This window comes from Clostridium punense (assembly GCF_017874425.1).
Taxonomy (GTDB): Bacteria; Bacillota; Clostridia; order Clostridiales; family Clostridiaceae; genus Clostridium_J; species Clostridium_J punense.
The window spans coordinates 79,033-104,541 of the sequence record NZ_JAGGLL010000010.1 but is presented as its reverse complement, the minus strand read 5'-3'; the positions used below and the strand labels follow the sequence as shown (position 1 = coordinate 104,541).

Below are 25,509 nucleotides of genomic sequence, written 5' to 3'. Positions count from 1 at the left end.
TAAAATATGGACTTGAAATATTTTGAGCAATGGGTGTTAAAGGAGTTTAGCATAGATTTATCCGCATACAAGTCTAACCAACTTCATAGAAGAATATTGACTTTAATGTCAAGAGTTGGTGCACAGTCTGTAGAAGAGTATATATCTATGTTAAAAAATAGTAGTGAACAAAGGCAAAAGTTCCTTGATTATATCACTATAAATGTTACTGAGTTTTACAGAAACCCAGAGATATTTAAAGAATTGGATAGTTTTATTAAAGGCAACTTAAACTATAATAAACCATTAAAAATATGGAGTGCCGCTTGTTCTATTGGCGCAGAACCTTATTCCATAGCAATGATGTTAAAAGAGATGGCACCTTCAGTAAGGCATAAAATAATTGCTACAGATATTGATAATACGATACTACAAAGGGCTAGAGAAGGAATGTATGTAGAAGCGGATGTGAAGAATGTTCCCGCTTATCAATTAGGTAAGTATTTTATAAATAAAGATAATAAATTTCTTATAAAAAATGAAATAAAAGAAATGGTTAATTTTAGAAAGCATGATTTAATATTAGATAACTATGAAAGTAACTTTGATATTATTATTTGCAGGAATGTAGTTATTTATTTTAATAATGAAATAAAAGAAAAAATGTATAAAAAATTTAGTGATTCTTTAAACAAAGGTGGATTATTTTTCATAGGTGCGACAGAGAGTATTTACAATTATAAAAAGTACAACTTTGAAAAACTTTCTACATTTATTTATAAGAAGATTTAAGGAGGGTCAAAATGGATACTTCTCAATATCTTTCCATGTTCCTTGAAGAATCAAGTGACAATTTACAAACTTTAAACGAATGTCTACTTGCACTTGAAAATGAACCGAGAGATATGGAAAAATTAAACGAAATTTTTAGGGTTGCCCATACTATAAAGGGAATGGCAGCAACTATGGGTTATAGCAAAATGGCTGAACTAACTCATAAGATGGAGGATGTTCTATCTAACTTTAGAGAGGGCAAGGTTAAAGTTACACATAAGGTTGTAACTGTACTTTTTAAGTGTCTAGATACCCTAGAATCTATGGTTGACAGTATATCTGATGGTGAGGATGGTGATATGCCAATAGAAGATATTGTTAGCCATTTAGAGGGAATAGCAAATGGGACTGAAGATGGAATGGAAACAACTATAGTAAAAGAAAATATAGTTGAAGATATTACTAATAAAGATACTTCTAGTCAATATGGAATAGATTTAAATGAGTATGAACTAAATATTGTAAAGCAAGCAAAATACTCAAATGTTAATGCTTATCATATTAATATCACCTTAGATGAAGGAACAATTTTAAAATCTGCAAGAGCCTTTGTTTTATTTCAAACATTGGAGAAAAATGGGGAAATAATAAAATCGGTGCCAGTTCTTGAAGATTTAGAAGCAGAGAACTTTGATTTTAATATAGACTTAGTTTACTTGTCGTCTCAAACAATTAAGGAAATTGAAAAAGAGATAAAGAGCATAACTGAAATAAGTAGATTTCAACTTGTTTCTTTAAATGATGGTTTAAAGGTTGAAGAAAGTAATAATGAACAAACTAATATGAACTTAAATGAATATGAACTAAATATTCTAAAGCAGGCAAAGCATTCAAATGTAAATGGGTATCACATTCATATTACACTGGATGAAGGAACAATTTTAAAATCTGCAAGATCCTTTATTGTATTCCAAACATTAGAACAAAGTGGGGAAATAATAAAGTCTATTCCGGCTCTTGAAGATTTAGAAACAGAAAATTTTGATCTTGACATAGATTTGGTTTATTTATCTTCTAAAACTGCTACTGAAATTGAAAAAGAGATAAATAATATATCTGAAATAAGAAAGGTTCAGGTTTTTTCAATAGATAGCAATTCTAAATCTACAGAAAATAATGAAAGCGTAATATCTGCTTCAGGTTCTCTAGCTTCTATGGAAAAAGCAAATTTAAAGGAAATAGAAAAGGAAAAAAGTTTAGAATCGAAGATTAAAGAAAAGAAACCTATAACAGAGGAAATAAAAAGCAAACCAGTTGAACAACCTTCACAAAATGGACAAGATAAGAAAGTTAAAGCAAAAGGTATTGGACAATCTGTGAGAGTTGATTTGGATAGACTAGATAAATTTATGAATATGGTTTCAGAGCTAGTTATCCATAGAACAAGGTTAGAACAGATTAGTTCTAACCATAAAATAGCAGAGCTTAATGAAACTTTAGAGCAGGTAGCTAGAACAACTACAGATTTACAAGATTTAGTAATGAAGATAAGAATGTTACCTTTAGATGTAGTATTCAATAGATTCCCAAGGATGATTAGAGACTTATCCTTAGAATTAGGAAAAGAAATTGAATTAGTTATTCAGGGACAGGATACTGAATTAGATAGGACAGTTATAGAAGAAATTGGAGAGCCTTTAATACATCTTCTAAGAAATGCAGCTGACCATGGAATTGAAACAACTGAAGAAAGAAAAGCAAAAGGAAAAGACCACACAGGAAAAATTAAATTAGTTGCTTATTCTGAAGGGACAAAAGCTGTAATCAAAGTTGAAGATGATGGAAAAGGTTTAGATGTCAATAAGATTATGGCCAAAGCCGAAAAAATTGGGATAAACACAGAGGGGATGAGTCAAGCAGACATTAAAAACTTAATATTTGCTCAAGGATTCAGCACCAATGAAGTAGTTACTGATATTTCTGGAAGAGGAGTTGGTATGGATGTTGTAAAAACAAAAATATCCTCTCTAGGTGGAACTGTAGATGCTATAAGCGAAGAGGGTAAAGGTACAAGTTTTATAATAAGGTTACCATTAACACTTCAAATAATCCAAGCATTGTTAGTTAAAGTAGGCGCAGAAACTATGGCTATATCTTTAGGATTTATAGATAGAGTAATAGAATATAAAGAAGAAAATATTAGAAGAACTAATAACAAAGAAGTTGTTCTTTATAACGGAAATGTGATAAGCATTATAAGGGTAAATAACAAACTCGGATTAGAATCTGTGGATCAAGGTAAAAAATATATAATTCTTGTTAAAGTTGGTGAAAGAGAAATGGGTCTTGTGGTTGATTCATTACTTGGTCAGCAGGAAATTGTTATAAAACCTTTTGGTAAAACTCTGAGGTCAACTAAGGAATATATAGGTGCTACAATTTTAGGGGATGGTCTAGTTACGTTAATTCTCGATGTAGCTGCACTAATTTAGGAGGTGCGGTATTGAGTTACCTAGACTTTAATGAAATTCAAATTGATGCTTTAAGGGAAGTTGGGAATATTGGTATTGGAAATGCAGCAACAGCCATGTCTCAACTTTTAGGGAAAAAGATACAAATAACCGTTCCTAAAGTCAATGTTATACAACTTGAAGATATTTTTTCAAGAATTGATGGAGAGGAAGTAGTTTACTCTGTAATTGCAAGAGTTTTAGGTGATACACCTGGAAACATGCTTTTTATACTGGATAAGAAAACTATATTTAGAATAGTTGAATCTTTAGTAGGTGAAATGGGTGAGGAGTTAAATGAGGTAGGTTATTCAGTTTTAGGGGAAATGGGGAATATAATTTTTACAACCTATATGAATGCTATAGGAAAGTTGACAAATTTGTCATTATTCCCCTCAGTACCAGCTGTTGCTAAAGATATGTTATGTGCTATATTATCTACTACGTTTATTGAAGCAGGTCAATATAGTGATAATGTTTTAGATATAGAAACAGATTTTGTTCAAGAAAATGAAGAACTGAGAGGGAATTTTTATTTTATTCCAATGCCAGGTTCTTTAGAAAAAATACTAGAATCCTTAGGATTAAATTAATGGAGGTATAAAAATGGCTAAAGTATTAATTGTAGATGATGCAACTTTTATGAGAATGATGATTAAGGATATATTGGAGAAAAATGGTTTCCAAGTAGTTGGTGAGGCTGGTAATGGAGCTAAAGCAGTAGAATTATACAAGGCTGAAAAACCAGATGTAGTTACTATGGATATTACAATGCCAGAAATGGACGGAATTGAGGCTGTGAAAGCTATAAGAGAATTTGATCCATCGGCAAAAGTTATAATGTGTAGTGCTATGGGACAGCAGAGCATGGTTATGGATGCTATAAGAGCAGGTGCAAAAGATTTTATAGTTAAGCCATTCCAAGCAGATAGAGTCCTAGAAGCTATAAAAAAAGTAATAGGGTAGGGGGAGTTTAAGTGCAAGTTGTTGTTTTTGATATTGCCAATGAACAGTTTGCAGTGGAAACCAGTAAAGTACAAAGTATTAATGATTTAATGGAAATTACAAAAGTTCCCAAAGCACCAAATTATATAAAAGGGCTTATTAATTTAAGAGGAAATATAATAACTATTTTAGATATTAACTTACTTTTAGGTATGATTAATACTGATGTGAGAAATGATAATATTATCATTTTAAACCTCGATGAGGAGTTAGTGGGAATTACTGTAGATGCTGTTGATGAAGTGATCGAATTTGCTGAAGAGGAACTGGAAAAGGTTTATAACGATGTGGATAAACCATATATTAAAGGAATAATTAATTTAAAAGAAAGAATAATAACATTAATTGATTTTGATAAATTATTACAATAAAACTTAAGTGTGGAAATGAGGTAGGGTATGGCAGAAGTTTTATCACAAAACGAAATAGATGCTCTTTTATCTGCCTTGTCTTCTGGTGATATAGAAGCTGATGAACTCCAGGGTGGAGAGGAAAAACTTAAGGTCAAATACTATGACTTTAAACGTCCTCAAAAATTTTCAAAAGATCATATAAGAACATTAGAGTTGATTCACGACAACTATGCTAGGATAATAACGAACTATTTAACTGCTCAACTAAGAGCAAATGTTAAGGTTAAAGTTGAAAGTGTTCAACAAATCACTTACGAGGAGTTTATTCACTCTGTTCCAAATACAACTGTTCTTACTTTGTTCAAGATGCCACCATTAAATGGACAAATTCTTTTAGAAACCAATGAGGAATTTGTTCTGAGAGTTTTTGATGTTTTAGCTGGTGGCAAGGGTCTGAAAAAACCTAAATTAAAAGAACTTACTGATATAGAAAAAAACCTTATAAGACATATAAATGAAGGATTAATATCGAATTTAAAGCTTGCCTGGGAAGATGTTGTTGAAGTTTTCCCAGAGGTGGAAACTGTAGAAACTAATCCAGCATTAAATCAGACACTTGCTCCTAATGAACCAGTAGCATTAATTACTTTCACAGTAGAAATGTTTGGTACAAATATATTTATAAATATTTGTATACCATTTTTAAGTCTTGAAAAGATACTGCATAAATTAGTAATGCAGTATTGGTTTAGTGAAGGCGATGATGAACTTCAAAGAGAGTCTAGAGAGAAGCTTAACAGCAATCTTAAGAAAGTAAGTATAGAATTAAGTGCGTTGATAGGACGCACTAGTATTTCAGTGGGTGACTTTTTGAATTTAGAAATTGGGGATGTAATAACTTTAGATAATAAGTGTGAAGATCCTATTGAGGTTTATGTTGAGGAACAGTTAACTTATATGGCAAAGCCAGGATTACAAGGGAAAAATAAAGCAATTCAAATTATAGACTATATAGATAAGGATGTGGAGAATTATGAGTAATGGATTTCTTTCCCAAGAAGAAATAGATTCCTTACTAAATGGTGGCGGAGGGGAAAAAGCACCAACGGAAGTAGAACAACTCTCAGACTTAGAAAAGGACTTATTAGGCGAGGTGGGTAATATTTCTATGGGTTCGGCTGCTACAGCGCTGTCAACCATAGTGGGTCAAAAAGTGAATATTACTACTCCAACTATCAGCATAACAACGATGAAAGTGTTAAAAAGTACTTTTGAAACTCCAAATGTACTTTTGGATGTTAAATTCACCAGTGGAATTTCAGGTGGAAATTTATTGATAATGAAAATTACTGATGCTGCAGTAATTGCTAATTTAATGATGGGTGGAAATGGTGAAGTTGAATATCGTTTAGAGTTATCAGAACTTGAAGTAAGTGCAGTACAAGAAGCGATGAACCAAATGATAGGATCAGCAGCAACTTCAATGGCTACAATGTTTAACAGAGAAGTGAATATTTCTCCTCCATTCTCGTCTATTATAGATGAGAATACAACTCCTGTTTCTCAAGATATAGATGAGAATGACCAAATTATAGCTATATCATTTAGAATGACGATAGGTACGTTGATTGATAGTAATATACTTCAGATTCTTCCGCTGAATACAGGGACGAAAATAGTTTCTATAATGATGGGAACGGAGGAAGAGGAAATATCTATTCCAACTCAAGCTCAAGCTAATGAAAATAGGACTTCAGATGAGACTTTAAATAATAGCCGTAATTTTGATAATAGTTCTCACAACAGTGAAGTGGCTTATACTCATAAGGGGCCTGAGATTTATAATAATCCAGTTCAAGTTAAACAAGCTACATTCCAACAGTTAAATGAGGTGGCGGTAAATAATATGCCGAAAAACATTGATTTGATTTTAGATGTGCCTTTAGATGTTTCTGTAGAACTAGGAAGAACTAAAAAGAATATTAGAGATATTTTAGCGCTATCAGCTGGCTCATTAATAGAGTTGAATAAATTAGCGGAGGAACCAGTAGATATTTACGTCAATGGCAAGAAAATAGCTTATGGTGAAGTTGTAGTTATTGATGAAAACTTTGGTGTAAAAATTACAGGCATAGTTAGTGGAGAAGAGAGAATTAGAACTTTAGCTAAATAATTGCTTAATTTTTAATTATAGATTATATTGATATTTTTATAGCAATTTTTAATAAAACCCTAAACTTTACTGCTTAGCATACGAATATTATAGTATAGCATATTAAGTTAAGTAATGAGGAAAGATGTTTTGTTCAACGACTTTGGAAGGAATTTAACTTCCACCAAAGTATACTTTGTAGAAGGAAAGGTTAATTAAAGCAACTTAATAACCATTCCTTCCAAAATGTCGTTAATGGGGGAATTTAAATGAAAATTAACAATGCAAATAACATGAACAATATAAAATACATTAATAATTATAAGTCAAATGAAGAAAAAAATAAGACTAGTAAAAAATCTCAAAACAATGACAAATGTGAGATTTCTTCTATAGGTAAGGCTTTAAATCACTTCTCTATAGAAGAAAATGACCTAGGTATTAAAGGTAATAAAGATGTAGAATATATAAAAAAACAAATATCCCAAGGCAAATATAAGGTAGATACAAAAGTACTAGCAGATAAATTGATGGCTCATATGAAAGGAAAAGTCTAGTTTATGATTAAGGACTTAAAATCAGTTTTAAAACAGGAAATTAATATTGTTAATAACTTACTAGACCTCCTTGAAGAGCAGCACAGCTACTTAGTTAATCAGGAGGTTTTTAATCTTGATAGCATAATATCAAAAATAGAAGTAGTAGGCAAAGCACTAGCTAAAGAAGAAACTAAGAGAAGAACCCTTTTAAATGATAAAACTATGTCTTCATTACTTTTAGAATTTGGTGAAGATACGGAATTAGAAGAGCTATATAAAGGGCTATTGACATTGTTAGAAAATGTGAAAACCCAAAAGGATAGCAATGATTTGATAATAAAGCAAACTCTTAGTTACACAAATTCTATGCTTAATATGTTAAAGCCAAGAAAAGAAAATAATACTTATAATGTGAATGGTAAATTTAAAAAATAGGGGGGAATTATGTCAGGATTATTTCAAACTTTAAATATCTCAAAAGGAGCAATGTTTGCTCAACAACATAATATAAATGTCACAAGTCACAACATTGCAAATGCCGGTACACCAGGATTTTCTAGACAACATTTAGTGCTTCAAACAGCAAGACCACAAACGGTAATTGGTGCTGGTCAAATAGGAACTGGAGTAGTAGTTAATGAAGTTTTAAGAACTAGAAATAAGTTTCTTGACTATCAGATTAGAAAAGAGACAAGTCATTTAGGAAACTATGATGTTAGGGAAGAGTATCTTACAGAAATTGAGGGGATTTTAAACGAACCCACTGAAACAGGAATTTCAAAACTTCTTTCAGATTATTATAATTCGTGGCATGTTGTAGCAGGAAGTCCAGAAAAAGCTGATGCAAGAACTGTTTTAGCACAAAAGGCAAAAGCTCTTACCGATGAACTGAACCATACTTACAAAAAACTCACAGATGTAAAAGTTAATGCACAACAAGAAATTGATCATAGTATTTATGAAACAAACACCATATTAGAACAAATAAATCTTCTTAATAAAGAAATAAAGACAGTTACGGTAGCAGGAAACAATCCAAATGACTTGCTTGATAGAAGAGATTTATTACTAGACGAACTTAGTTCAAAATTTGAGTTTTCTAAAAAAGACATAGAATTAAATAGCATAAGGCTCTGGCCAGCTGGGTCTAAATATGATGACAACTTTAAGCTGGTGGAAGATGTAGATAGTGATGAGATTTACAGACTACAATATGTGGCACAAGTTGGAGAACCACCTAAGGATCCTGCTAATGGGAAATTTACATTTCCAGCAAACATAGACATCACTTATAAGAACAAGGAAGGGATAGATATAACTAAATCCATAGCTGTGAATGAACAACAATATAAAGATTTAGTTGAGTCCCACACTATATGGATAGATGAAAAGGGAGCCCCTGTTTCAGATGTTGACAAGATGATTTTTAGACCAGATTCAGGACGGCTAGGTGGATTAATGTCTGTGTATAAGGATGCTGATAACTACATCGCAGAGCTAAATAAGCTTGCTAAAGCTATTGCATACTCTACAAATGCAATTCACAATGAAGGTTATAATATTACTAACTCATTCTTTATAGACAAAACTGTAGGAATGACAGATAAAAACACAAAATTTGATGGAATAACTGCAGCAACAATTACTGTAAATGATGATATTTTAAATAATCCAATGTTAATACATACAGGTTTGTCAAGTACAAGTGGAAGTAATGATAATACGAGAGCATTAGCACTTGCTGCGTTAAGAGATTTTTCAATGGACATTTCACAAATGAATGGAAAATATAGCAATTATGCTGATTTTATAACTGATCACATTACTATTAATCCTACCCCTGGTATTCCAGGTAAAAAAACAATTACTGGAGGAGCTAAGGTTGAAAGCTATTTTAAAACCACAATAAATGAATTAGGTGTTGAAGGGCAAAAGGCTCAAAGAATTGTGAAGAATCAAGGAGAACTTCTTGAGGGTTTAATTGGTAGAAGAACTTCAGTTTCTGGAGTTTCTATGGATGAAGAAACTGTTAATTTAGTTCAATTTCAACATGCGTATCAAGCAAATGCGAAGATGATATCAACTGTGGATGAACTTCTAGATGTTGTTATTAACGGACTTAAAAGGTAGTAAGAGGTGAGAGAATGAGAATAACAAACAGCATGTTATCAGCTAGCTTTCTAGGTGATATGAATAGAAATTTAAATAACATGAGTAAGATACAAAAACAATTGACATCTGGAAAAGAGTTTTCTAAGCCTTCAGATGATCCATTTAGAGTATCTCGTTCCATGCAGATGTATAGTGATATTTATACTAATGAGCAGTACAATACTAATATAAAGGATACTCTTAACTGGATGGACACTACTGATACTGCGCTTACTCAAGCAACGGAATGCTTAAACAGAATACGTGAACTTATGAACACTGCTGGTAATGCTTCCTATGGAAGTACTCAACTTACAGCTATTAAGGATGAGATAAATGAAAGAGTGGCAGAGTTTGGTCAAATTATGAATACCACTTTTGATGGTAAGTTCATATTCGGTGGAGCTGAAGGATTAACAAAACCTGTGGATGTAACAGTAAGTGGTGGTGTTAACTCAATAAAGATAAATACTGCAAATGAAGTAAATATAAACAAAAAACTAGGAGTAGAAATTTCCTCGGGGGTCACAGTGGAGTACAACGTTAATGTTGCAGAAGTATTTAACTTTGCAGGATCAACTGGAGATTTACCACAATTATTTAGTGATATTCTAACAGATTTAGACACTAATAGGAATAAAATTATAGGTGCTGACTTAGAAAATTTGGATAAAGCAATTAATAATTTACTTACTGTTAGTGCGAAAAATGGTACAATACAAAATAGAATGGAAAATGCTAAAAGTTTAAATGAAGCGCAAAACTTCAATATGGTAGAGATACTTGCAGATAATGAAGATGTTGATTATGTTGAGAAAACAATGCAGTTTGCTACTGTACAAACTGTGTACATGGCAGCTCTTCAAACTAGTGCAAAGGTTCTTCAACCAACTCTTTTGGAATTTTTAAGATAATGGAGATAATACTATGAAACTAAAAAACAAATTTAACCAAATCGTGGATTGTGATGAAAAAGATATCATAATCTTTGAAAATGGTATTTTTGGTTTTGAAAATCTAAAAAAATTTGTGGTTATACCAATAGAAGAAAATGAGAAGTTTAAAATGTTGCAATCAACTGAAAATGACAGTATAGGAATAGTTATAGTCTCACCTTTTGATTTTAAGAAACAATATGAAATTAATTTAAGCGATGAATATATTGAAAAACTTAAAATAAAAGAGGAAAGAGAGGTTCTAGTTTATACTACTGTTACTTTAAACTCAGATATAGATAAAATTACAACTAATCTTAAAGCTCCAATCATAATTAATGTATGTAATAATTTAGCCATGCAGATAATAATGGATAGTGATAAATATAAAATAAAAGAGCCGCTTTTTAAGGAGTGATATGGTTGTTAGTTGTAAGTAGAAAAAAAGGAGAATCAATTCTTATAGGTAATGATATTGAAATAACTGTAGTAAAAGCTGAAAATGGTACTGTTAGACTTGCAATTGATGCTCCTAAAACAATTTCAATTTTGAGAAAAGAATTAAAAGAAGAAATAACTTTAGAAAATAAAAATGCAATAATATTTGACAGCTCAATTCTAAAGGGATTAAAAAAATAGATATGAGGTGTAAAAAATGGGGATTAGTGAGATTGGTGTAGGAAGACCAATAGAAATGGACAACTACAGTTTCATTATTAAAAATGAACAAGCAGCAAAACCAGAAATAGACAACAAAACTGAATTTGAATTTCTTGAAAATAGAGAGTACACAGAAGCGGAAGTTCAAGATGCTGTAAGATATATTAACAGATTTTTTGGAGACAGTCATGCTATATTAAGATATGAAAGACATGAAAAATCCAATATTATGATTTTAAAATTAGTAGATGAGGAAACACAAGAAGTTTTAAAAGAAATTCCGCCAGAAAAGATTATTGATATGGTGGATAGAATTTGTGAACTTGTGGGATTGGCAGTAGATAAAAAAGCATAGGTGCTTCAAGCTGAAAGGAAAGATGTGATAATGTTGGCTCATAATAATGGTTACAATGCTTATAAAAATAATAGTATTAATTTCGCATCTAAGGAACAGTTATTCTTAATGCTTTTAGATGGTGCAGTAAAATTTTCTAAGATAGCTAGACAAGCTATAGAAGACAAAGAAATTATAAAAGCCCATGAAAACATTATTAAAACACAAAATATATTTTATGAACTAATGGTAACTTTAGATACTTCTAGTGGAGAACCTTGGTTAAAAGATTTATTTAATATTTATGACTTTATAACTAGAAGGCTAATTGATGCCAATGTAAAAAAAGATGTAAAAATAATTGATGAAATAATTCCACTAATAGAAGATATAAGAGACACTTGGAATGAGGCCTATAGATTATCTAAAAGTGGAAAATAAATATGGTGGTGGTATATTATGGATAAAATTAGATTTGGGGGAATGGCTTCAGGGTTAGACACAGACACTATGGTTAAGCAAATGATGCAACCCTATAGAATGAAAGTTGATAAAGTTAAACAAGATAAACAAACCTTACAATGGAAACAGGATATATACAGAGATATTATTAAAGATATAAGAGATTTAAAAAGTTCTTTCTTTGACAATGCAAAGCCTGAAAATAACCTGTTATCAATTAAGAATTATTCTGCATATAATGTGACCAATAAAGATTCTCAAGTTGCTACTCTTTCAGCATCTACAACAGGTGTATTAGAGGGGAACTATACAGTGGATGTTAAAAGTTTGGCAGAACCAGGAAAAATAGTTGGTGGAGTTATAAGTAATGCTACCAGAGGAACAAAATTATCTGATTCTGCAATATTAGGAACAATAAATGCTACAGATAGTATAAAAATAACTATAGGAACTGGAACTCCAATTGAAGTTAAGGTTGATGACACGAGTATAACACTTCAGCAGTTTGCAGATAAGATAACTACGGAAACAAAAGGAGCTGCAGTAGCTAGATTTAGTGAGCTTACTGGAGAATTTGTTATAGAAACTAAGGAAACTGGAGCAAATGCTACTATATCTGTAGCAAATGGAAGTGGCAGCTTATTAAGTAATTTTAAAATAACCACATTAAGTGATACAGGAGTCAATGGTTCTGTAGAAGTAAAGGATCCATCAGGAGCTACTAAATTACTTTCAAAGGAAAGTAATAACTTTACCATAGATGGAGTTTCTTATTCTCTTAAAGGCGTAGGAGTTTCAACTACCAATATTACACCAGATTCTGATAAAACCTTTGATAAGATTGTAAGTTTTATCAACAAGTACAATGAACTTGTTGATAAAGTTACAAAGAGAACTGAGGAAAAGAGACAATATTCTTATTCACCTCTAACTGAAGACCAGAAGAAAGAAATGAAAGAGGATGAAATTAAAAAGTGGGAAGAAAAGGCACAAGAGGGGCTAATCAAGGGAGATAGCAGTCTGAAAGCCATGCTTTCAGAAATGAGACTTGCTTTTACAGATGCTGTTGAGGGAGCGGGAATAAGTCTTAAGGAAATAGGGTTTTCTACTTCAAAAGATACTACTCAAAGAGGTAAAATATTCCTAAATGATAATTTAACGCCAGAAGATGCTAAGAAGAAGTTTTCAGAAGTAATGAAGACTAAAGGTAGTGAAGTTGTTAATTTATTTACTAAAGATGGTGTAGATACAAAGAATAAAGGAATAGTAAGAAGATTAGATTCTATAGTAGAAAAATATACGTCTCCTTTTGGCGAAAAAGGTGTTCTTCTAAAAAAAGCTGGATTAAAAGGTAATAGTACAGAGAATAACAATATATTAACTGATCAAATAAAGGAAAAGGATAAAGTAATACTAAACCTAGAGAAAAGTTTAGCAGCAAAAGAAAATGCATATTATTTGAAGTTTGCTCAATTAGAAAAAGCAATGAATAATATGAATTCACAATCTGCATGGCTAGCGCAACAACTAGGTGGAGGAAAGATGTAGAGTATTCTACTAATGAGAGGAATTTCATGACAAGTTTATATGAAGCATTAAAAAGATTTCAGGATATAACTAAAGCGATAATACATGATTTAAGAGGCGAAGAAGTAGATAGGCTTATTGATTTGTTAAATGAAAGACAGCAGATTATTGATGCTATAAGTAATTTGAAGTATTCTTCTATGGAGTTTAGTTTGATATGTGAAGAATTATGTATTATGGATCTGGATAAAGAAGCTACACTATTAATAAAGGGAAACATGAATTTAGTACAAAATGAAATTAAAAAAGTGCAGCAAGCTAAGAATGCTAATTATGACTATAATAGTGTATTTTACAAAAATATAAAATTATTTGACAAGCAAGTGTAAAAAAATATTTATTTCCTATAAAGTATTATATTTGTGTTTCGATAAATATAGTATAGTTGCTAGATTAAATTACTTATAGTGGAAAAATAAATAAAAAAAGTTTCAAGATACTATAAAGTAGTAAAAACTTGAAACGATAATAAAAATATAACCAATAATTACTAAGTTTTAAAAGTCAAAGACTTTTAAATATATAACAGTGCAAAAGGAATTGCACTTTAAATTCAAGGAGGGTATATAAAATGATAATCAATCACAATCTTAATGCCATGAATGCACACAGAAACATGTCTGCAAACAATGTTAACTCAGGAAAATCTATGGAGAAGTTAAGCTCAGGTTTAAGAATAAACAGAGCTGGAGACGATGCTGCTGGACTTTCAATTTCTGAAAAAATGAGAGGACAAATCAGAGGATTAGATCAAGCTTCAAGAAATGCTCAAGATGGTATTTCAATGATTCAAACTGCAGAGGGTGCTTTAAATGAAGTTCACTCAATTCTTCAAAGAATGAGAGAACTTGCAGTGCAAGGAGCAAACGATACTAACGTTACAATTGATAGAAGTTCAATAGCTTCTGAATTAACAGCTCTAAATGCAGAAATAAGTAGAATTAAAGATAATACTACTTTTAATACTAAGAAACTACTAGATTCTTCTGCTGCAACTGTAAAAGTTCATGTTGGTGCTGATGCTTCTCAAACTATGGACTTAGACTTCACAACAGAAGGAATAGATTTATCTAAGGTTGTTTCAGAAACAGAGACTACTGCTAAAGTTCTAGTTGGTACTTCTGCTGAGGCATCAGCTTCAATTACAGCTATCCAAACACAAATTGACAGCGTTTCTAAAGGAAGATCTACACTTGGAGCATGGCAAAATAGATTAGAGCACACAATCAATAATCTAAACAACTCTTCTGAAAACTTACAAGCTGCTGAGTCAAGAATTAGAGACGTTGATATGGCTAAAGAAATGATGTCATTCTCTAAAAACAATATATTATCTCAAGCTGCTCAAGCAATGCTTGCACAAGCTAACCAAGCACCACAAGGAGTTCTTCAATTATTAAGATAATTTGGTGCAATACTAAGGCTAGGGAACTCTCTAGCCTTTTTATTATCAAATTTTCTTTTTAGTTAAAGGAAGGTGATATTATGGTTATTAATCATAACTTGCGTGCAATGCAAGCTCATAGAAGTGGTAAGGAAAAAAATGTAAATATAGGTAAGTCAGCTGAAAAACTTTCCTCAGGGTTAAGAATAAGTAGGGCTTCTGATGATGCGGCAGGTCTGTCTATATCAGAAAAAATGAGAGGCCAGATAAGAGGACTTGGACAAGCATCTAAAAATGCCCAAGATGCAATTTCTCTAACTGATGTAGCTGAAGGAGCGTTGAATGAAATTCAAGCATCTCTTCATAGGCTTAGAGAACTAGAAGTTCAAAGATGCAATGATACTAATGTAACCATAGATAGGGAAGCTATTGAAAAAGAGATGAGTGAAATTTTATCAAACATTAATCAGATTGCTGAAGTTACATCCTTCAATGGCATGAATTTATTAAATGGTTCATTACCAGAAGTAACTGTTCAAGTGGGAGCAGATGAAAATCAATTTATGAAGATTAAGTTTAGTGCAGATAAGGACTTTACAATCCCCTTCGGATTAGATTTACCTGAATCTAGTATGTTGGCGCCATATGGTACTCCAGGAATAAATAAGCTAGACATACCTAGAGTAGACAAAGCGCTTGAAAAGGTTTCTTCCCAAAGAGGAGACTTAGGAGCAGTAAGAAATGCCCTTGAACATGCTATAAATAATTTAAATAATGGACAAGAAAATACACAAGCAGCAGAGTCAAGAATAAGAGATGTGGATATGGCAAAAGAGATGATGATATTATCAAAGGAAAATATTTTAATGCAATCATCACAAGCCATGTTATCTCAAGCTAATCAAGCGCCACAAAGAATTCTTGACCTTTTAAAATAAATTCGTTTATGGGCAAAGCTATAGAAATGTAGTGACGCAAAGCCATGGGTCTTCATTAAGTTATAAAACTAATAAGATTGCCAGGTTGCTATTAATTTAAGTAATAGTACACTGCTATTACTTTTTTTTATAAATAATTTATTAGGAGGGAAATGTTATGAAATCAAAAAAAGGTCTTTCTTCATTTTTAGTATTGCTTTACTTGTTCACCTTTATAATGCCTACAAATATTGTTAAAGCAGCTACTGAGTACGTTTCTGTTACTAAAACAGTAAATGTTACTCAAATGACTAATGAAGAAGAAGCAGAAGTTACTTTATCAATTAAAGGAACACCACCAGTAGATGTGGTAAAGCCAAATGATGTTGTTTTGATAATTGATAAGTCAGGAAGTATGGGAACTGAAAAGATGGAAGCTGCTAAAAGTGCTGCAAAATCTTTCATTGATTTAATGGATATGACTAAGCATCAGGTAGGTCTTGTGGATTTTAGTGATAATGCTTATGCAACCCCATTAACAACTGATGTAACGGGCGTAAAAAATCGTATCAGCAGTTTATCTGCAGGTGGAGGTACTCAAACAGGAGTAGCTATAAGATCAGCAATAAATGTTTTATCTAATCATAGACCAGAGGCACAGCCGGTTATTGTTATTTTAACAGATGGTGCTGCTAGTAATACGCAGGATGCATTAAATGCTGCGCAACAAGCTAAGGATTTAGGTATAGTATTTTATACTATAGCATTACTAGGGTCTACTGATAATCCAGATACAAATCAGTGGAATACTCTTCTTAAAAACATGGCAACTACTGAGCATCATCATCATTTTGTTTTAGGATCTCAGGGGTTGGATGCCATATACAAAGCTATAGTACAAGAGATTGGTGTTGCTAGTGCGTATAATGTAGTTATTAAAGATACAATTGCGCCAAACTTCGAATTAGTTCCAGGTTCTGCAGATGGAAATATTCCTAAACCAACAATAAATGGTAATGAATTAACCTGGAATTTTTTAGAATTAAAGCAAGATACCTTGAATTTTACTTATAAAATAAGGCATAAGTCAGGTTCAGCCATGGGAACTATACCTGTTGGTACAAATACTACAGTATCGTATAGCGATTTTGCTGGATCGAAAAGGGAATTCACAGTTACGTCACCTTCCATTACAGTTAAATACCCTGCACCAATAATTACTTCTATTGAAGCTGATAATGGTGAAATAGCTGGTGGAAATGAAGTAATAATTAGAGGAGATAAATTCCGTCAAGGAGCTACAGTTCAGTTTGGAGCTAAAGCTGCAACTAATGTGACAGTTGTAAGTGCTAATGAAATAAGAGCAACAGTTCCAGCTAGTACTGTTGGGACTGTAAATGTAAAAGTTACAAATGATGATAGTCAATTTGCTACAAGCAACTATAGATATTGGGCTAACCCAACAATTACTAAAATCAATCCTAATAATGGTCCTCTGGAAGGAGGTAATATTGTTACTATAGAAGGTAATTACTTTGCAAGTGGAATAAAAGTCTTCTTTGGAAATATGGAAGCACGTGCTACTTACAAAAACCCAATGTTAGTGTATGCTTATGTTCCTCAGGGTGTTACCCCAGGAACGGTAGATCTAACATTAACAAACGTAGACGGAACTACAATAACTAGACCAAGTGCATATAATTACAATGGCAATCCTGCACCGACGATTACATCTATAACCCCTAATTCAGGAGAATTGAAAGGCGGAAATATAGTTACAATAACAGGTTCAAACTTAGGAAAAGCTACTTCAGTTAAGTTTGGGAATGTTGAAGGAACAAGCTTAACCATAGTAGATGGAAGTACAATTAAAGTGACAGCGCCAGCTTCCCAAACAGCTTCTGTTGTTGATGTGAGTGTAATTAATGCAGATGGACAAACTGCAACATTAACTGGCGCATACACTTATATTGAACCACCAAAGGCACCAAAGCCTGAAATTACTTCAATTACACCTAATGAAGGAAATTTAGCAGGTGGAGAATATGTATATATTTATGGAAGTGGATTCCAGAGTGGAGCACAGGTTAAGATCGGAAATCAAGACGCTATGCAAATAATATTAGTTGAAAATACAAGAATCAGAATAAAAGTTCCTGCATTTTCAACTCCATCAACAGTAGATGTAGCAGTTTCAAACCCTGATGGACAGACTGCTACATTAGTTGGAGCATACACTTATATTGAACCACCAAAGGCACCAGCACCTGAAATTACTTCAATTACACCTAATGAAGGAAATTTAGCAGGTGGAGAATATGTGTATATTTATGGAAATGGATTCCAGAGTGGAGCACAGGTTAAGGTGGGAAATCAAGATGCTATGCAAATAATTCTCGTTGAAAATACAAGAATCAGAATAAAAGTTCCTGCATTTTCAACTCCATCAACAGTAGATGTAACAGTTTCAAACCCAGATGGGCAAACTTGTACTTTTACAAAGGGCTATACTTATTTAGCTCCGCCGTCAATCCCAGCTCCAACCATAACTAGTTTATCTAAAACGTCTGGTGATATTAGCGGTGGCGAATATCTATATGTTACAGGAACAGGTTTTCAAAGTGGACTTACTGTCAAAATGGGAGGGGTTCAAATCCCAGTCGCGACATATTATGATTCCACCAAATTTAGAATAATAGTACCAAAAAGTTCGACAGCTTGCACTGTAGACTTACAGGTAATAAATCCTGATGGACAAGCTGTAACATTACCCGGAGCTTATACTTATTTACCACCACCACCACCACCAGCTCCAACCATTACAAGTTTATCAAGCACTACGGGGCTTACAATCGGTGGAGAGTATCTATATGTTACAGGAACAGGTTTTCAAAGTGGACTTACAGTTAAAATGGGAGGGGTTGAAATCCCTGTAGCAAATTATTATGACTCCACTAAATTTAGAATAATAATACCTAAGAGTGCAACAGCTTGCACCGTAGACTTAGAGATAATTAATCCAGATGGACAAAATGTTACTCTTCCTGCTGCTTATACTTACACATTAGCAGTACCAACTATAACTAGTTTATCACCAAAAACTGGTGCTTATAGTGGGGGATATTCTGTCTTTATATATGGAATGTATTTTGATTCTAACTCAAAGGTATATGTAAATGGCAATGAGGTAAGCTCATATTTTTATAGTGCAACTCAGATTAAAATTTTATCAATGCCTTCAGCTCAGGGGCTTGGATTACCAGCTCAAGGTGGAACTGTTAATGTAGAGGTAAGAAACTCAAGTGGAATTACTGTAAGCACGACTTTTACCTACCAGGCTAAACCATCAATACCTGTACCAGCAATTACTAAAATATCTGGTGCAGGTGGTGCAGCACCAGTAGGACCAAAAACAGGTAACACGTATCTTTATTTCTATGGTACTGGTTTTAGTGCAAATATGAAACTAAGAATATATAGCCCATCAGGTATAATGGTGCATGAAAATACATTAACCAATTTTTATAATACCACTTATGCAAGACAAAATATGCCAAGTGTTTCAACAGCAGGCATTTATAAATTGACATTAATTAACGAAGAAGGTATAGAAAGTAATGAAATGTTTTATGAATATAAATAAATTTTAATTATTTGCCTCTCACATATCTGTGGGAGGTTTTTTTATTGTATAGGAATTTCAAATTTTTTTCACTCTAAAGAGTTTCTGTTAGGTCTTAATATTATAACTCATATTCCGAATAACTTAATTTTCCAATTAAACAATTAATTTTCTGTATATTTTTCAATTCAATTTGTCTATGATTTTTATATAAACCATAGGAGGAATTGAATTATGGACTATACTATTTTAGATAAATATTATTATAGTAAAATGAATTTTATAGCTGGTATATGCAATAAACTTGGTGTCACCTCAACAATGAATCACTATTTGACTAGTTCAAATGGGCGAAAGCCCGATATTTCTTATGGAACTCTAGCTGAAATGATGATTGTGAATCTTTGTGATAGCTACAAACCACTATATATTATGAATGAATACTTTGAAGAAAAGGATTTAGCTACTATTTTTAATTCTGATATTAGCCTAGAACAAATCAATGATGACCGGTTTGGAGCATTTTTAGATAAACTTCATGCCGTAGGCCCAAGAAAGATATTCTCTCAAATTAGTGCTCAAGCTTTTGCTACCTACGGTTTGACAGTAAAAAATGTTAACTTTGACACTACTTCAAAAGTTATGTGGGGAGAATACGAAACTGAAGAGGGCAAAGTGGGTGCTGTAAACATTACCTTCGGTCATAGTAAAGATAAAAGAGAAGATAAAAAACAGATTAAAATGGCGATTGGAACAGCAAATGGAGTTATAGTAGATGCTAAAGTTCTTTCTGGTAATATCGATGATAAAACCTATAACTACGACAATTTAAATGATATAGATGAGCTATTACAAAGGACTCATACAGATAAGAGCAGCTTTTATTATATTGGTGATAGTGCTGTTTTCACAGAAAATAACTTAATTAGAGCAAGAGAAAAAGGTATTAAGATAATCACCAGAGTTCCAGATAAAACACTTATAGCTAAGCAGCTTATTTGCGAAGCATTAGATAAAAAACAACTTACTAATGAAGTTAGTATTGAAAATGCTCATAAGGAACTTGTTCACTATAAAGTATCAGAGTATATAGGAGACTATAAAGGTATTGACTGTAAATTTGCAGTTTGTTATTCACATAGCCTAGAAGGTACGAAAAATAGAAGTATTTTAAAGCAAGTATCAAAAGAGGCTGAAGACCTTCTATAAAAGAAAGTGAAAAGGTTTATAACTATAACATTGAATTTGAATTAGTTGTTGAAGAAGACAAAATTAACAAAAGCATTGAGGAAGCATGCACTTTCGTGCTTGTGAGTACTGATTTAGAGATTTCAGCTGAAGATATCTTAAGTGAATATAAGACTCAAAGTAGTGTAGAGAAAAAGTTTCAGCAATTAAAATCTCCAGGTTTTATCAACTCACTATTTGTTAAAACACCTGAAAGAGTAGAAGCGTTAACATATATGATGCTTATTACTATGATGATTTTGTCTGTAATAGAGCACGTAGTGAGAAGAGAACTGAAAAAGGAAGAGGCTATAGTGATTGGACCTGGAAAAATAAAGATGAAAAGACCTACATTTAAGGCAATCGTAGATATATTTTACAATATTGCAGTATTTGCTATAAAGGATAAGCAGGGAGTCAAGAGAATATTAAAAAAACCTTTAAACGAAAGCCAATCAAAGATCATGAGGTATTTGGGTTTAGATGAGTCTATATTTACAGGTACTGTTCTTTGATAAGATTAACTTCACTTTTTAAAATAGCCTAATTTATCTAAGGGGTTAGTCTATAATAGCTCCTTGGAATATTAAGGCTAATGCATTAAAATAATCCAAAAAAAACGATCAATAAAAAAATAATCGCTGAACGAAATTCATTCAGCGAAATATGAGTTATAAGGTTTCAAACAATATGAAAAAGTTACAAATATTATTTGAGTTTAAAAAGGGCGTGTGCATACACGCTTTTGTTCTTATGAAATTAAAGAATTTGATATATTATACGATAAAATTAATAAATGCAAAAACTAACTTATATTTTATTATGAACCTTAATTAAAGTATGTTAAAATAGAATACAATAGCAGGATTATTACGAAATTTATAAATAACTTTTATACTTTATAACAAAACAAAGGAGCGTAAATATATGAATAAAAAGCAAGAATTATTAGGAACTAGCCAGGAATTTATCATTGAAATCCTTAAAGATATTGATGATATAAGTGGCTTATTATTAGAAGATAAAGAAGAAGAAGCACTAAATGCAATTGCAAGTTTAACACAAGGAGTAGATGATTTAATACAAGCAATGACATTAACTGTAGATATAGAAAAAGGCAAAATTAATATCAATGAGATGATAGAAAGGTTACATGAGATGTTTGAAGCTATTCAACGTAGTGACTTTGTATTATTGGGTGATATACTAAAATATGAAATTAGTCCGATCCTTAAAAATTGGCACCTTGAAATAACTTCTATTTTAGTTTAAAAACACTTTATAAAATAGAGGAGTGATAAAGATTATGAGTAATCATAGTAAGAATAGAATTATCAAAATAGTAAATGGTAAAGAGGATGTTAAGACTATCACTGTTGATGGTGTTTTTTTACATAGCAAATATAATCCAATTAGTGAAGCTAATACTTACGTCAAAAGCAATGAAAACATTTATATCAATGAGGAAAAAGCTGTTGTATACGGAATAGGCTGTGGATACCACATAAAAGCATTGTTGGAAAATACTGATTTAAACTGTAAAATTTTAATATTTGACTTTGATAAAGAGGTGTTTAATATATCTAAGTTAAATGGGTTCCTAGATGAAATTATCTCAAACCCAAGAGTTCAGATATTTATCGGATATAATTATGAAAATTTACATAGTTTAACAAAAGCCTTAAGTAATTGTAAGGATATTTTAATCTGGAAACCTTCTTTAAAGGTTTTACAAGAGGAATATAACGATATTAAAGGTATTATTAAAGATTTTCAAATTAGTAAATTGGCTATTTCAAAATACTCCTCACTGATGGAGGAAAATTACCAAGAGAACATGAAAGTACCATGTAGAAAAATAGATGGGTTTATTCAAGAAAATACCTTAGAAAAAAAGCCAATAATACTTGTAGCTGCTGGACCTTCACTGGAACTAGTTGTTGAGGAGTTAAAGCAACTCTACGGAAAAATTAGAATTTTTGCAGTGGGTAGAGCGTTAAAATTCTTAATGGAAAATGGGATTAAACCAGATATGATTTGCATAATTGATCCAATAGACAAAATATATTTTGAACAATTAAAAGGCTTTGAGACTTTAGATGTGCCACTTTGTTTTCTAAGTACAGCAAATAATTTAGCTGTTAAAAATTATAAAGGTCCAAAATATATATTTTTTAATGAGGAAAAAATGGGTACGATAAAAATTGATACTGGAAAGTCAGTGGCTACAGCTGTGCTAGATATTGCTATTAAAATAGGGGCTAACCCAATAATTTTTGTTGGTCAAGACTTAGCTTACTTTAATAATAAAACACATTCAGGAGAAGCAGAAAATCATCAAAATAATATTAAATATAAGACTATATTAGGCATAAATGGTGAGATGTTAAGTACAACTGAAGGAATGTTAAGCTTTAAGCGATGGATTGAAAGAAAAATTCAACAAAATCCAGATACTACCTTTATAAACTGTAGCAAAGGAGCAAAGATTATTGGGGCACCAGCTAAGGATTTCGCTGATATTACACATATGCTGATATAGTTAAATATAGCCTATTTGTTCACATACAAATTAAAGAAGATAATTTTTAATAACATTAATCTTAAGTTTTTTCAACAATTTCTTTGAATAACTTAAGATAAAGATGTAGATATTTACATGAAAGTAATAAAAATTTGAATAAATATTACCTAGAATATTTTTATGCAAAATGGAGGAGTTTATGAAGAAGGTTTTAGTAACAGGAGCAGATGGTTTTATTGGAAGCCATCTTGTTGAAGCTTTGTTAGAGGAAGGATGCGATGTAAGAGCTTTTGTATATTATAATTCCTTCAATTCATGGGGCTGGTTAGATACTCTGCCTAAGAAGGATTTAAAAAGAGTAGAAGTTTTTAGTGGAGATATTAGAGATCCAAATGGGGTGAGGAAAGCTTTAAAGGATGTGGATGAGGTTTATCATTTAGCGGCATTAATAGCAATTCCTTTTAGCTATTATTCACCAGATTCATACGTAGATACTAATATCAAGGGCACATTAAACATATTACAGGCTGCTAAGGAGTTAAATACTAAGAGAGTGCTTATTACTTCCACATCTGAGGTTTATGGAACAGCACAATATGTACCAATAGATGAAAAACACCCCTTTCAAGGGCAGTCGCCATATTCTGCTACAAAAATAGGGGCAGATAGAATAGCAGAATCCTTTTATAGAAGTTTTAATATGCCCATTACAATTGTTAGACCTTTTAATACGTATGGTCCAAGACAGTCTGCAAGAGCTGTTATACCGACCATAATAACCCAGTTATTAGCTGGAAGAGAAACCATTTATTTGGGTACCTTATCTCCTACCAGAGATTTTAATTATGTTAAAGATACTGTTCAAGGCTTTATAGAAATAGCAAAGACTGAAAAAACTATAGGTGAAGAAATTAACATAGCTACTCAGAAAGAGATATCTATTGGGCAGTTAGCTGAAGTGCTTATAAGTAATATAAACCCAAGAGCTAAAATTATATGTGATAATGAAAGAATTAGACCTTCTAACAGTGAAGTAGAAAGATTATTAGGTTCAAATGATAAAATATTGACCTTAACTAATTGGAATCCTAAGTATTCTTTTGAAGAGGGTATTAATGAAACAATAGAGTGGATAAAAAATAATTTAGACAAATACAAAATAGATGTGTATAACTTATAGAATGTTAGAACATAAGATAAATGGTAAGGAGTGATTTTATGAATAAGCTTATTCCATTATCAGTGCCTAATTTAAAAGGAAATGAGCTTAAGTATGTCAGTAAGGCAATTGAAGAAGAATGGGTATCTACTGGCGGAGCCTTTATTAATGCCTTTGAAAATCAAATGGCTTCCTATCTAAATGTGGAAAAAGCCGTTGCATGTCAAAGTGGAACGGCTGCACTGCATTTGGCATTAATTTTATCTGGAGTGGAGAGTGGTGAGGAAATTATAGTTCCAACCTTGACTTTTATAGCATCAGTTAACCCAGTGAGATATGTTGGGGCTGAACCAATATTTATGGACTGTGACAATTCTCTTACAATGGATCCATATAAACTAGAGGAGTTTTGTAACAAAAAATGTCATATGGTAGATGGTTTTCTTATAAACAATAAATCTTGCAAGAAAATTAAAGCTTTAATTGTAGTTCATATTTTTGGTAATATGGCAGATATGGAGAGCATAGTTAAAATAGCAAAAAAGTATAATTTAATAGTCATAGAGGATGCTACGGAGGCTTTGGGAACCTATTATACAGAAGGTGAATTTGCAAATAGGCATGCAGGAACAATGGGAGATTTTGGTGCTATCTCTTTTAATGGTAATAAGATTATTACAACTGGTGGTGGAGGTATGCTTCTTGGAAATAGCAAGGATTTAGACAGAGCCAGGTATCTTTCAACACAGGCAAAAAAAGATAATATATATTATATCCATGATGATGTGGGATATAACTATAGAATGACTAATTTACAAGCAGCCTTAGGGGTGGCTCAATTAGAACAACTTGAAAAGTTTATCAATAAGAAAAAAGAAAATTATGAGTTATATAAGCTTTTAATTAGTGATATTCCAGGTTTAGAAATTCTAGAATTCAGAAGGGGGATAAGACCTAATTATTGGTTTTATTCATTAAGGATTAATAAAGAAATTTTTCCTATGGATAAGGATGAACTTTTACAATTCATGAATATTAATGGTATACAAACAAGGCCTATTTGGGGTCTAATTAATGAGCAAAAACCTTATGAACATAATCAGACCTACAAGATAGAAAAGAGCAGAAAGTTTAGTGAAGAGATTTTAAATATACCTTGTAGTAGCAATTTAATCAAGGAAGACATTTTTAAAGTGGTATCTGTTCTTAGTTCAATTACAAAAGAAAATAGGTGA

At 31.9% G+C, this 25,509-nt stretch carries 26 protein-coding genes and 1 riboswitch; all 26 genes read left to right on the top strand.

All coding sequences use genetic code 11. The annotated features are described in order from the left end of the window. Window positions 1-6 precede the first annotated feature (6 nt). Window positions 7-771, top strand: a complete 765-nt coding sequence (locus J2Z44_RS08095) for a CheR family methyltransferase (RefSeq protein WP_021282959.1) — start codon at window positions 7-9, stop codon at window positions 769-771. Between the two features lie 11 nt (window positions 772-782). After that, window positions 783-3,245, top strand: a complete 2,463-nt coding sequence (locus J2Z44_RS08090) for a chemotaxis protein CheW (protein ID WP_021282960.1) — start codon at window positions 783-785, stop codon at window positions 3,243-3,245. 11 nt (window positions 3,246-3,256) lie between these two features. Then, window positions 3,257-3,856 (top strand): chemotaxis protein CheC, encoded by a 600-nt coding sequence (locus J2Z44_RS08085; RefSeq protein ID WP_021282961.1) that lies wholly within the window; start codon window positions 3,257-3,259, stop codon window positions 3,854-3,856. 13 nt (window positions 3,857-3,869) lie between these two features. Next, window positions 3,870-4,229 (top strand): response regulator, encoded by a 360-nt coding sequence (locus J2Z44_RS08080; RefSeq protein WP_209649482.1) that lies wholly within the window; start codon window positions 3,870-3,872, stop codon window positions 4,227-4,229. An 11-nt stretch (window positions 4,230-4,240) separates the two neighbouring features. Next, entirely contained in the window at window positions 4,241-4,639 is a 399-nt protein-coding gene (locus J2Z44_RS08075) for a chemotaxis protein CheW (RefSeq protein ID WP_021282963.1), read from the top strand. Window positions 4,640-4,666: 27 nt separating this feature from the next. Then, on the top strand, window positions 4,667-5,662 hold the full coding sequence (gene fliM, locus J2Z44_RS08070) for a flagellar motor switch protein FliM (RefSeq protein WP_021282964.1): 996 nt from the start codon (window positions 4,667-4,669) through the stop codon (window positions 5,660-5,662). Then, on the top strand, window positions 5,655-6,794 hold the full coding sequence (gene fliY, locus J2Z44_RS08065) for a flagellar motor switch phosphatase FliY (protein WP_021282965.1): 1,140 nt from the start codon (window positions 5,655-5,657) through the stop codon (window positions 6,792-6,794). Before fliM ends, fliY begins: the two co-directional genes overlap by 8 nt. Before the next feature lie 248 nt (window positions 6,795-7,042). Continuing rightward, a complete protein-coding gene (gene flgM, locus J2Z44_RS08060) occupies window positions 7,043-7,330 on the top strand; it encodes a flagellar biosynthesis anti-sigma factor FlgM (protein WP_021282966.1) in 288 nt (95 codons plus the stop codon). A gap of 3 nt (window positions 7,331-7,333) precedes the next feature. After that, window positions 7,334-7,747 (top strand): flagellar protein FlgN, encoded by a 414-nt coding sequence (locus tag J2Z44_RS08055; protein ID WP_021282967.1) that lies wholly within the window; start codon window positions 7,334-7,336, stop codon window positions 7,745-7,747. Between the two features lie 9 nt (window positions 7,748-7,756). Next, window positions 7,757-9,442, top strand: coding sequence for a flagellar hook-associated protein FlgK (gene flgK, locus J2Z44_RS08050; protein WP_021282968.1), 1,686 nt, complete (start codon window positions 7,757-7,759; stop codon window positions 9,440-9,442). 14 nt (window positions 9,443-9,456) lie between these two features. Further along, the gene (flgL, locus tag J2Z44_RS08045) at window positions 9,457-10,377 is read left to right on the top strand and encodes a flagellar hook-associated protein FlgL (RefSeq protein WP_021282969.1); all 921 of its coding nucleotides are present in this window, start codon (window positions 9,457-9,459) and stop codon (window positions 10,375-10,377) included. 13 nt (window positions 10,378-10,390) lie between these two features. After that, the gene (fliW, locus tag J2Z44_RS08040) at window positions 10,391-10,816 is read left to right on the top strand and encodes a flagellar assembly protein FliW (RefSeq protein WP_021282970.1); all 426 of its coding nucleotides are present in this window, start codon (window positions 10,391-10,393) and stop codon (window positions 10,814-10,816) included. A 5-nt stretch (window positions 10,817-10,821) separates the two neighbouring features. Next, on the top strand, window positions 10,822-11,037 hold the full coding sequence (gene csrA, locus J2Z44_RS08035) for a carbon storage regulator CsrA (RefSeq protein ID WP_021282971.1): 216 nt from the start codon (window positions 10,822-10,824) through the stop codon (window positions 11,035-11,037). 16 nt (window positions 11,038-11,053) lie between these two features. Then, the gene (locus J2Z44_RS08030; protein WP_021282972.1) at window positions 11,054-11,413 is read left to right on the top strand and encodes a flagellar protein FlaG; all 360 of its coding nucleotides are present in this window, start codon (window positions 11,054-11,056) and stop codon (window positions 11,411-11,413) included. 30 nt (window positions 11,414-11,443) lie between these two features. Continuing rightward, window positions 11,444-11,833, top strand: a complete 390-nt coding sequence (gene fliS, locus J2Z44_RS08025) for a flagellar export chaperone FliS (RefSeq protein WP_021282973.1) — start codon at window positions 11,444-11,446, stop codon at window positions 11,831-11,833. Window positions 11,834-11,851: 18 nt separating this feature from the next. Further along, window positions 11,852-13,402: a flagellar filament capping protein FliD gene (fliD, locus tag J2Z44_RS08020; RefSeq protein WP_021282974.1), complete on the top strand. Its 1,551-nt coding sequence runs from the start codon at window positions 11,852-11,854 to the stop codon at window positions 13,400-13,402. Between the two features lie 26 nt (window positions 13,403-13,428). Then, window positions 13,429-13,770 (top strand): flagellar protein FliT, encoded by a 342-nt coding sequence (locus J2Z44_RS08015; RefSeq protein ID WP_021282975.1) that lies wholly within the window; start codon window positions 13,429-13,431, stop codon window positions 13,768-13,770. A gap of 242 nt (window positions 13,771-14,012) precedes the next feature. Then, window positions 14,013-14,846, top strand: a complete 834-nt coding sequence (locus J2Z44_RS08010; protein ID WP_021282976.1) for a flagellin N-terminal helical domain-containing protein — start codon at window positions 14,013-14,015, stop codon at window positions 14,844-14,846. A gap of 80 nt (window positions 14,847-14,926) precedes the next feature. Beyond that, window positions 14,927-15,763 carry a flagellin N-terminal helical domain-containing protein gene (locus J2Z44_RS08005; protein ID WP_021282977.1) on the top strand — a complete coding sequence of 279 codons (837 nt, stop codon included), beginning with the start codon at window positions 14,927-14,929 and terminating at the stop codon, window positions 15,761-15,763. 1 nt (window position 15,764) lies between these two features. Beyond that, window positions 15,765-15,856: riboswitch (cyclic di-GMP riboswitch) on the top strand. Between the two features lie 64 nt (window positions 15,857-15,920). Then, window positions 15,921-19,385 carry an IPT/TIG domain-containing protein gene (locus J2Z44_RS08000; RefSeq protein WP_021282978.1) on the top strand — a complete coding sequence of 1,155 codons (3,465 nt, stop codon included), beginning with the start codon at window positions 15,921-15,923 and terminating at the stop codon, window positions 19,383-19,385. 213 nt (window positions 19,386-19,598) lie between these two features. Continuing rightward, window positions 19,599-20,573 (top strand): IS1634 family transposase, encoded by a 975-nt coding sequence (locus J2Z44_RS07995; protein WP_209649481.1) that lies wholly within the window; start codon window positions 19,599-19,601, stop codon window positions 20,571-20,573. A 95-nt stretch (window positions 20,574-20,668) separates the two neighbouring features. Next, complete coding sequence (locus tag J2Z44_RS07990) at window positions 20,669-21,106, top strand: hypothetical protein (protein ID WP_209649480.1); 438 nt, start codon at window positions 20,669-20,671, stop codon at window positions 21,104-21,106. 412 nt (window positions 21,107-21,518) lie between these two features. After that, window positions 21,519-21,863, top strand: a complete 345-nt coding sequence (locus J2Z44_RS07985; protein WP_021284397.1) for a DUF8042 domain-containing protein — start codon at window positions 21,519-21,521, stop codon at window positions 21,861-21,863. A 34-nt stretch (window positions 21,864-21,897) separates the two neighbouring features. Continuing rightward, on the top strand, window positions 21,898-23,133 hold the full coding sequence (locus tag J2Z44_RS07980) for a motility associated factor glycosyltransferase family protein (RefSeq protein WP_021284398.1): 1,236 nt from the start codon (window positions 21,898-21,900) through the stop codon (window positions 23,131-23,133). 181 nt (window positions 23,134-23,314) lie between these two features. Next, complete coding sequence (locus J2Z44_RS07975) at window positions 23,315-24,295, top strand: NAD-dependent 4,6-dehydratase LegB (RefSeq protein WP_021284399.1); 981 nt, start codon at window positions 23,315-23,317, stop codon at window positions 24,293-24,295. Between the two features lie 38 nt (window positions 24,296-24,333). Then, entirely contained in the window at window positions 24,334-25,509 is a 1,176-nt protein-coding gene (locus tag J2Z44_RS07970; RefSeq protein ID WP_209649479.1) for a LegC family aminotransferase, read from the top strand.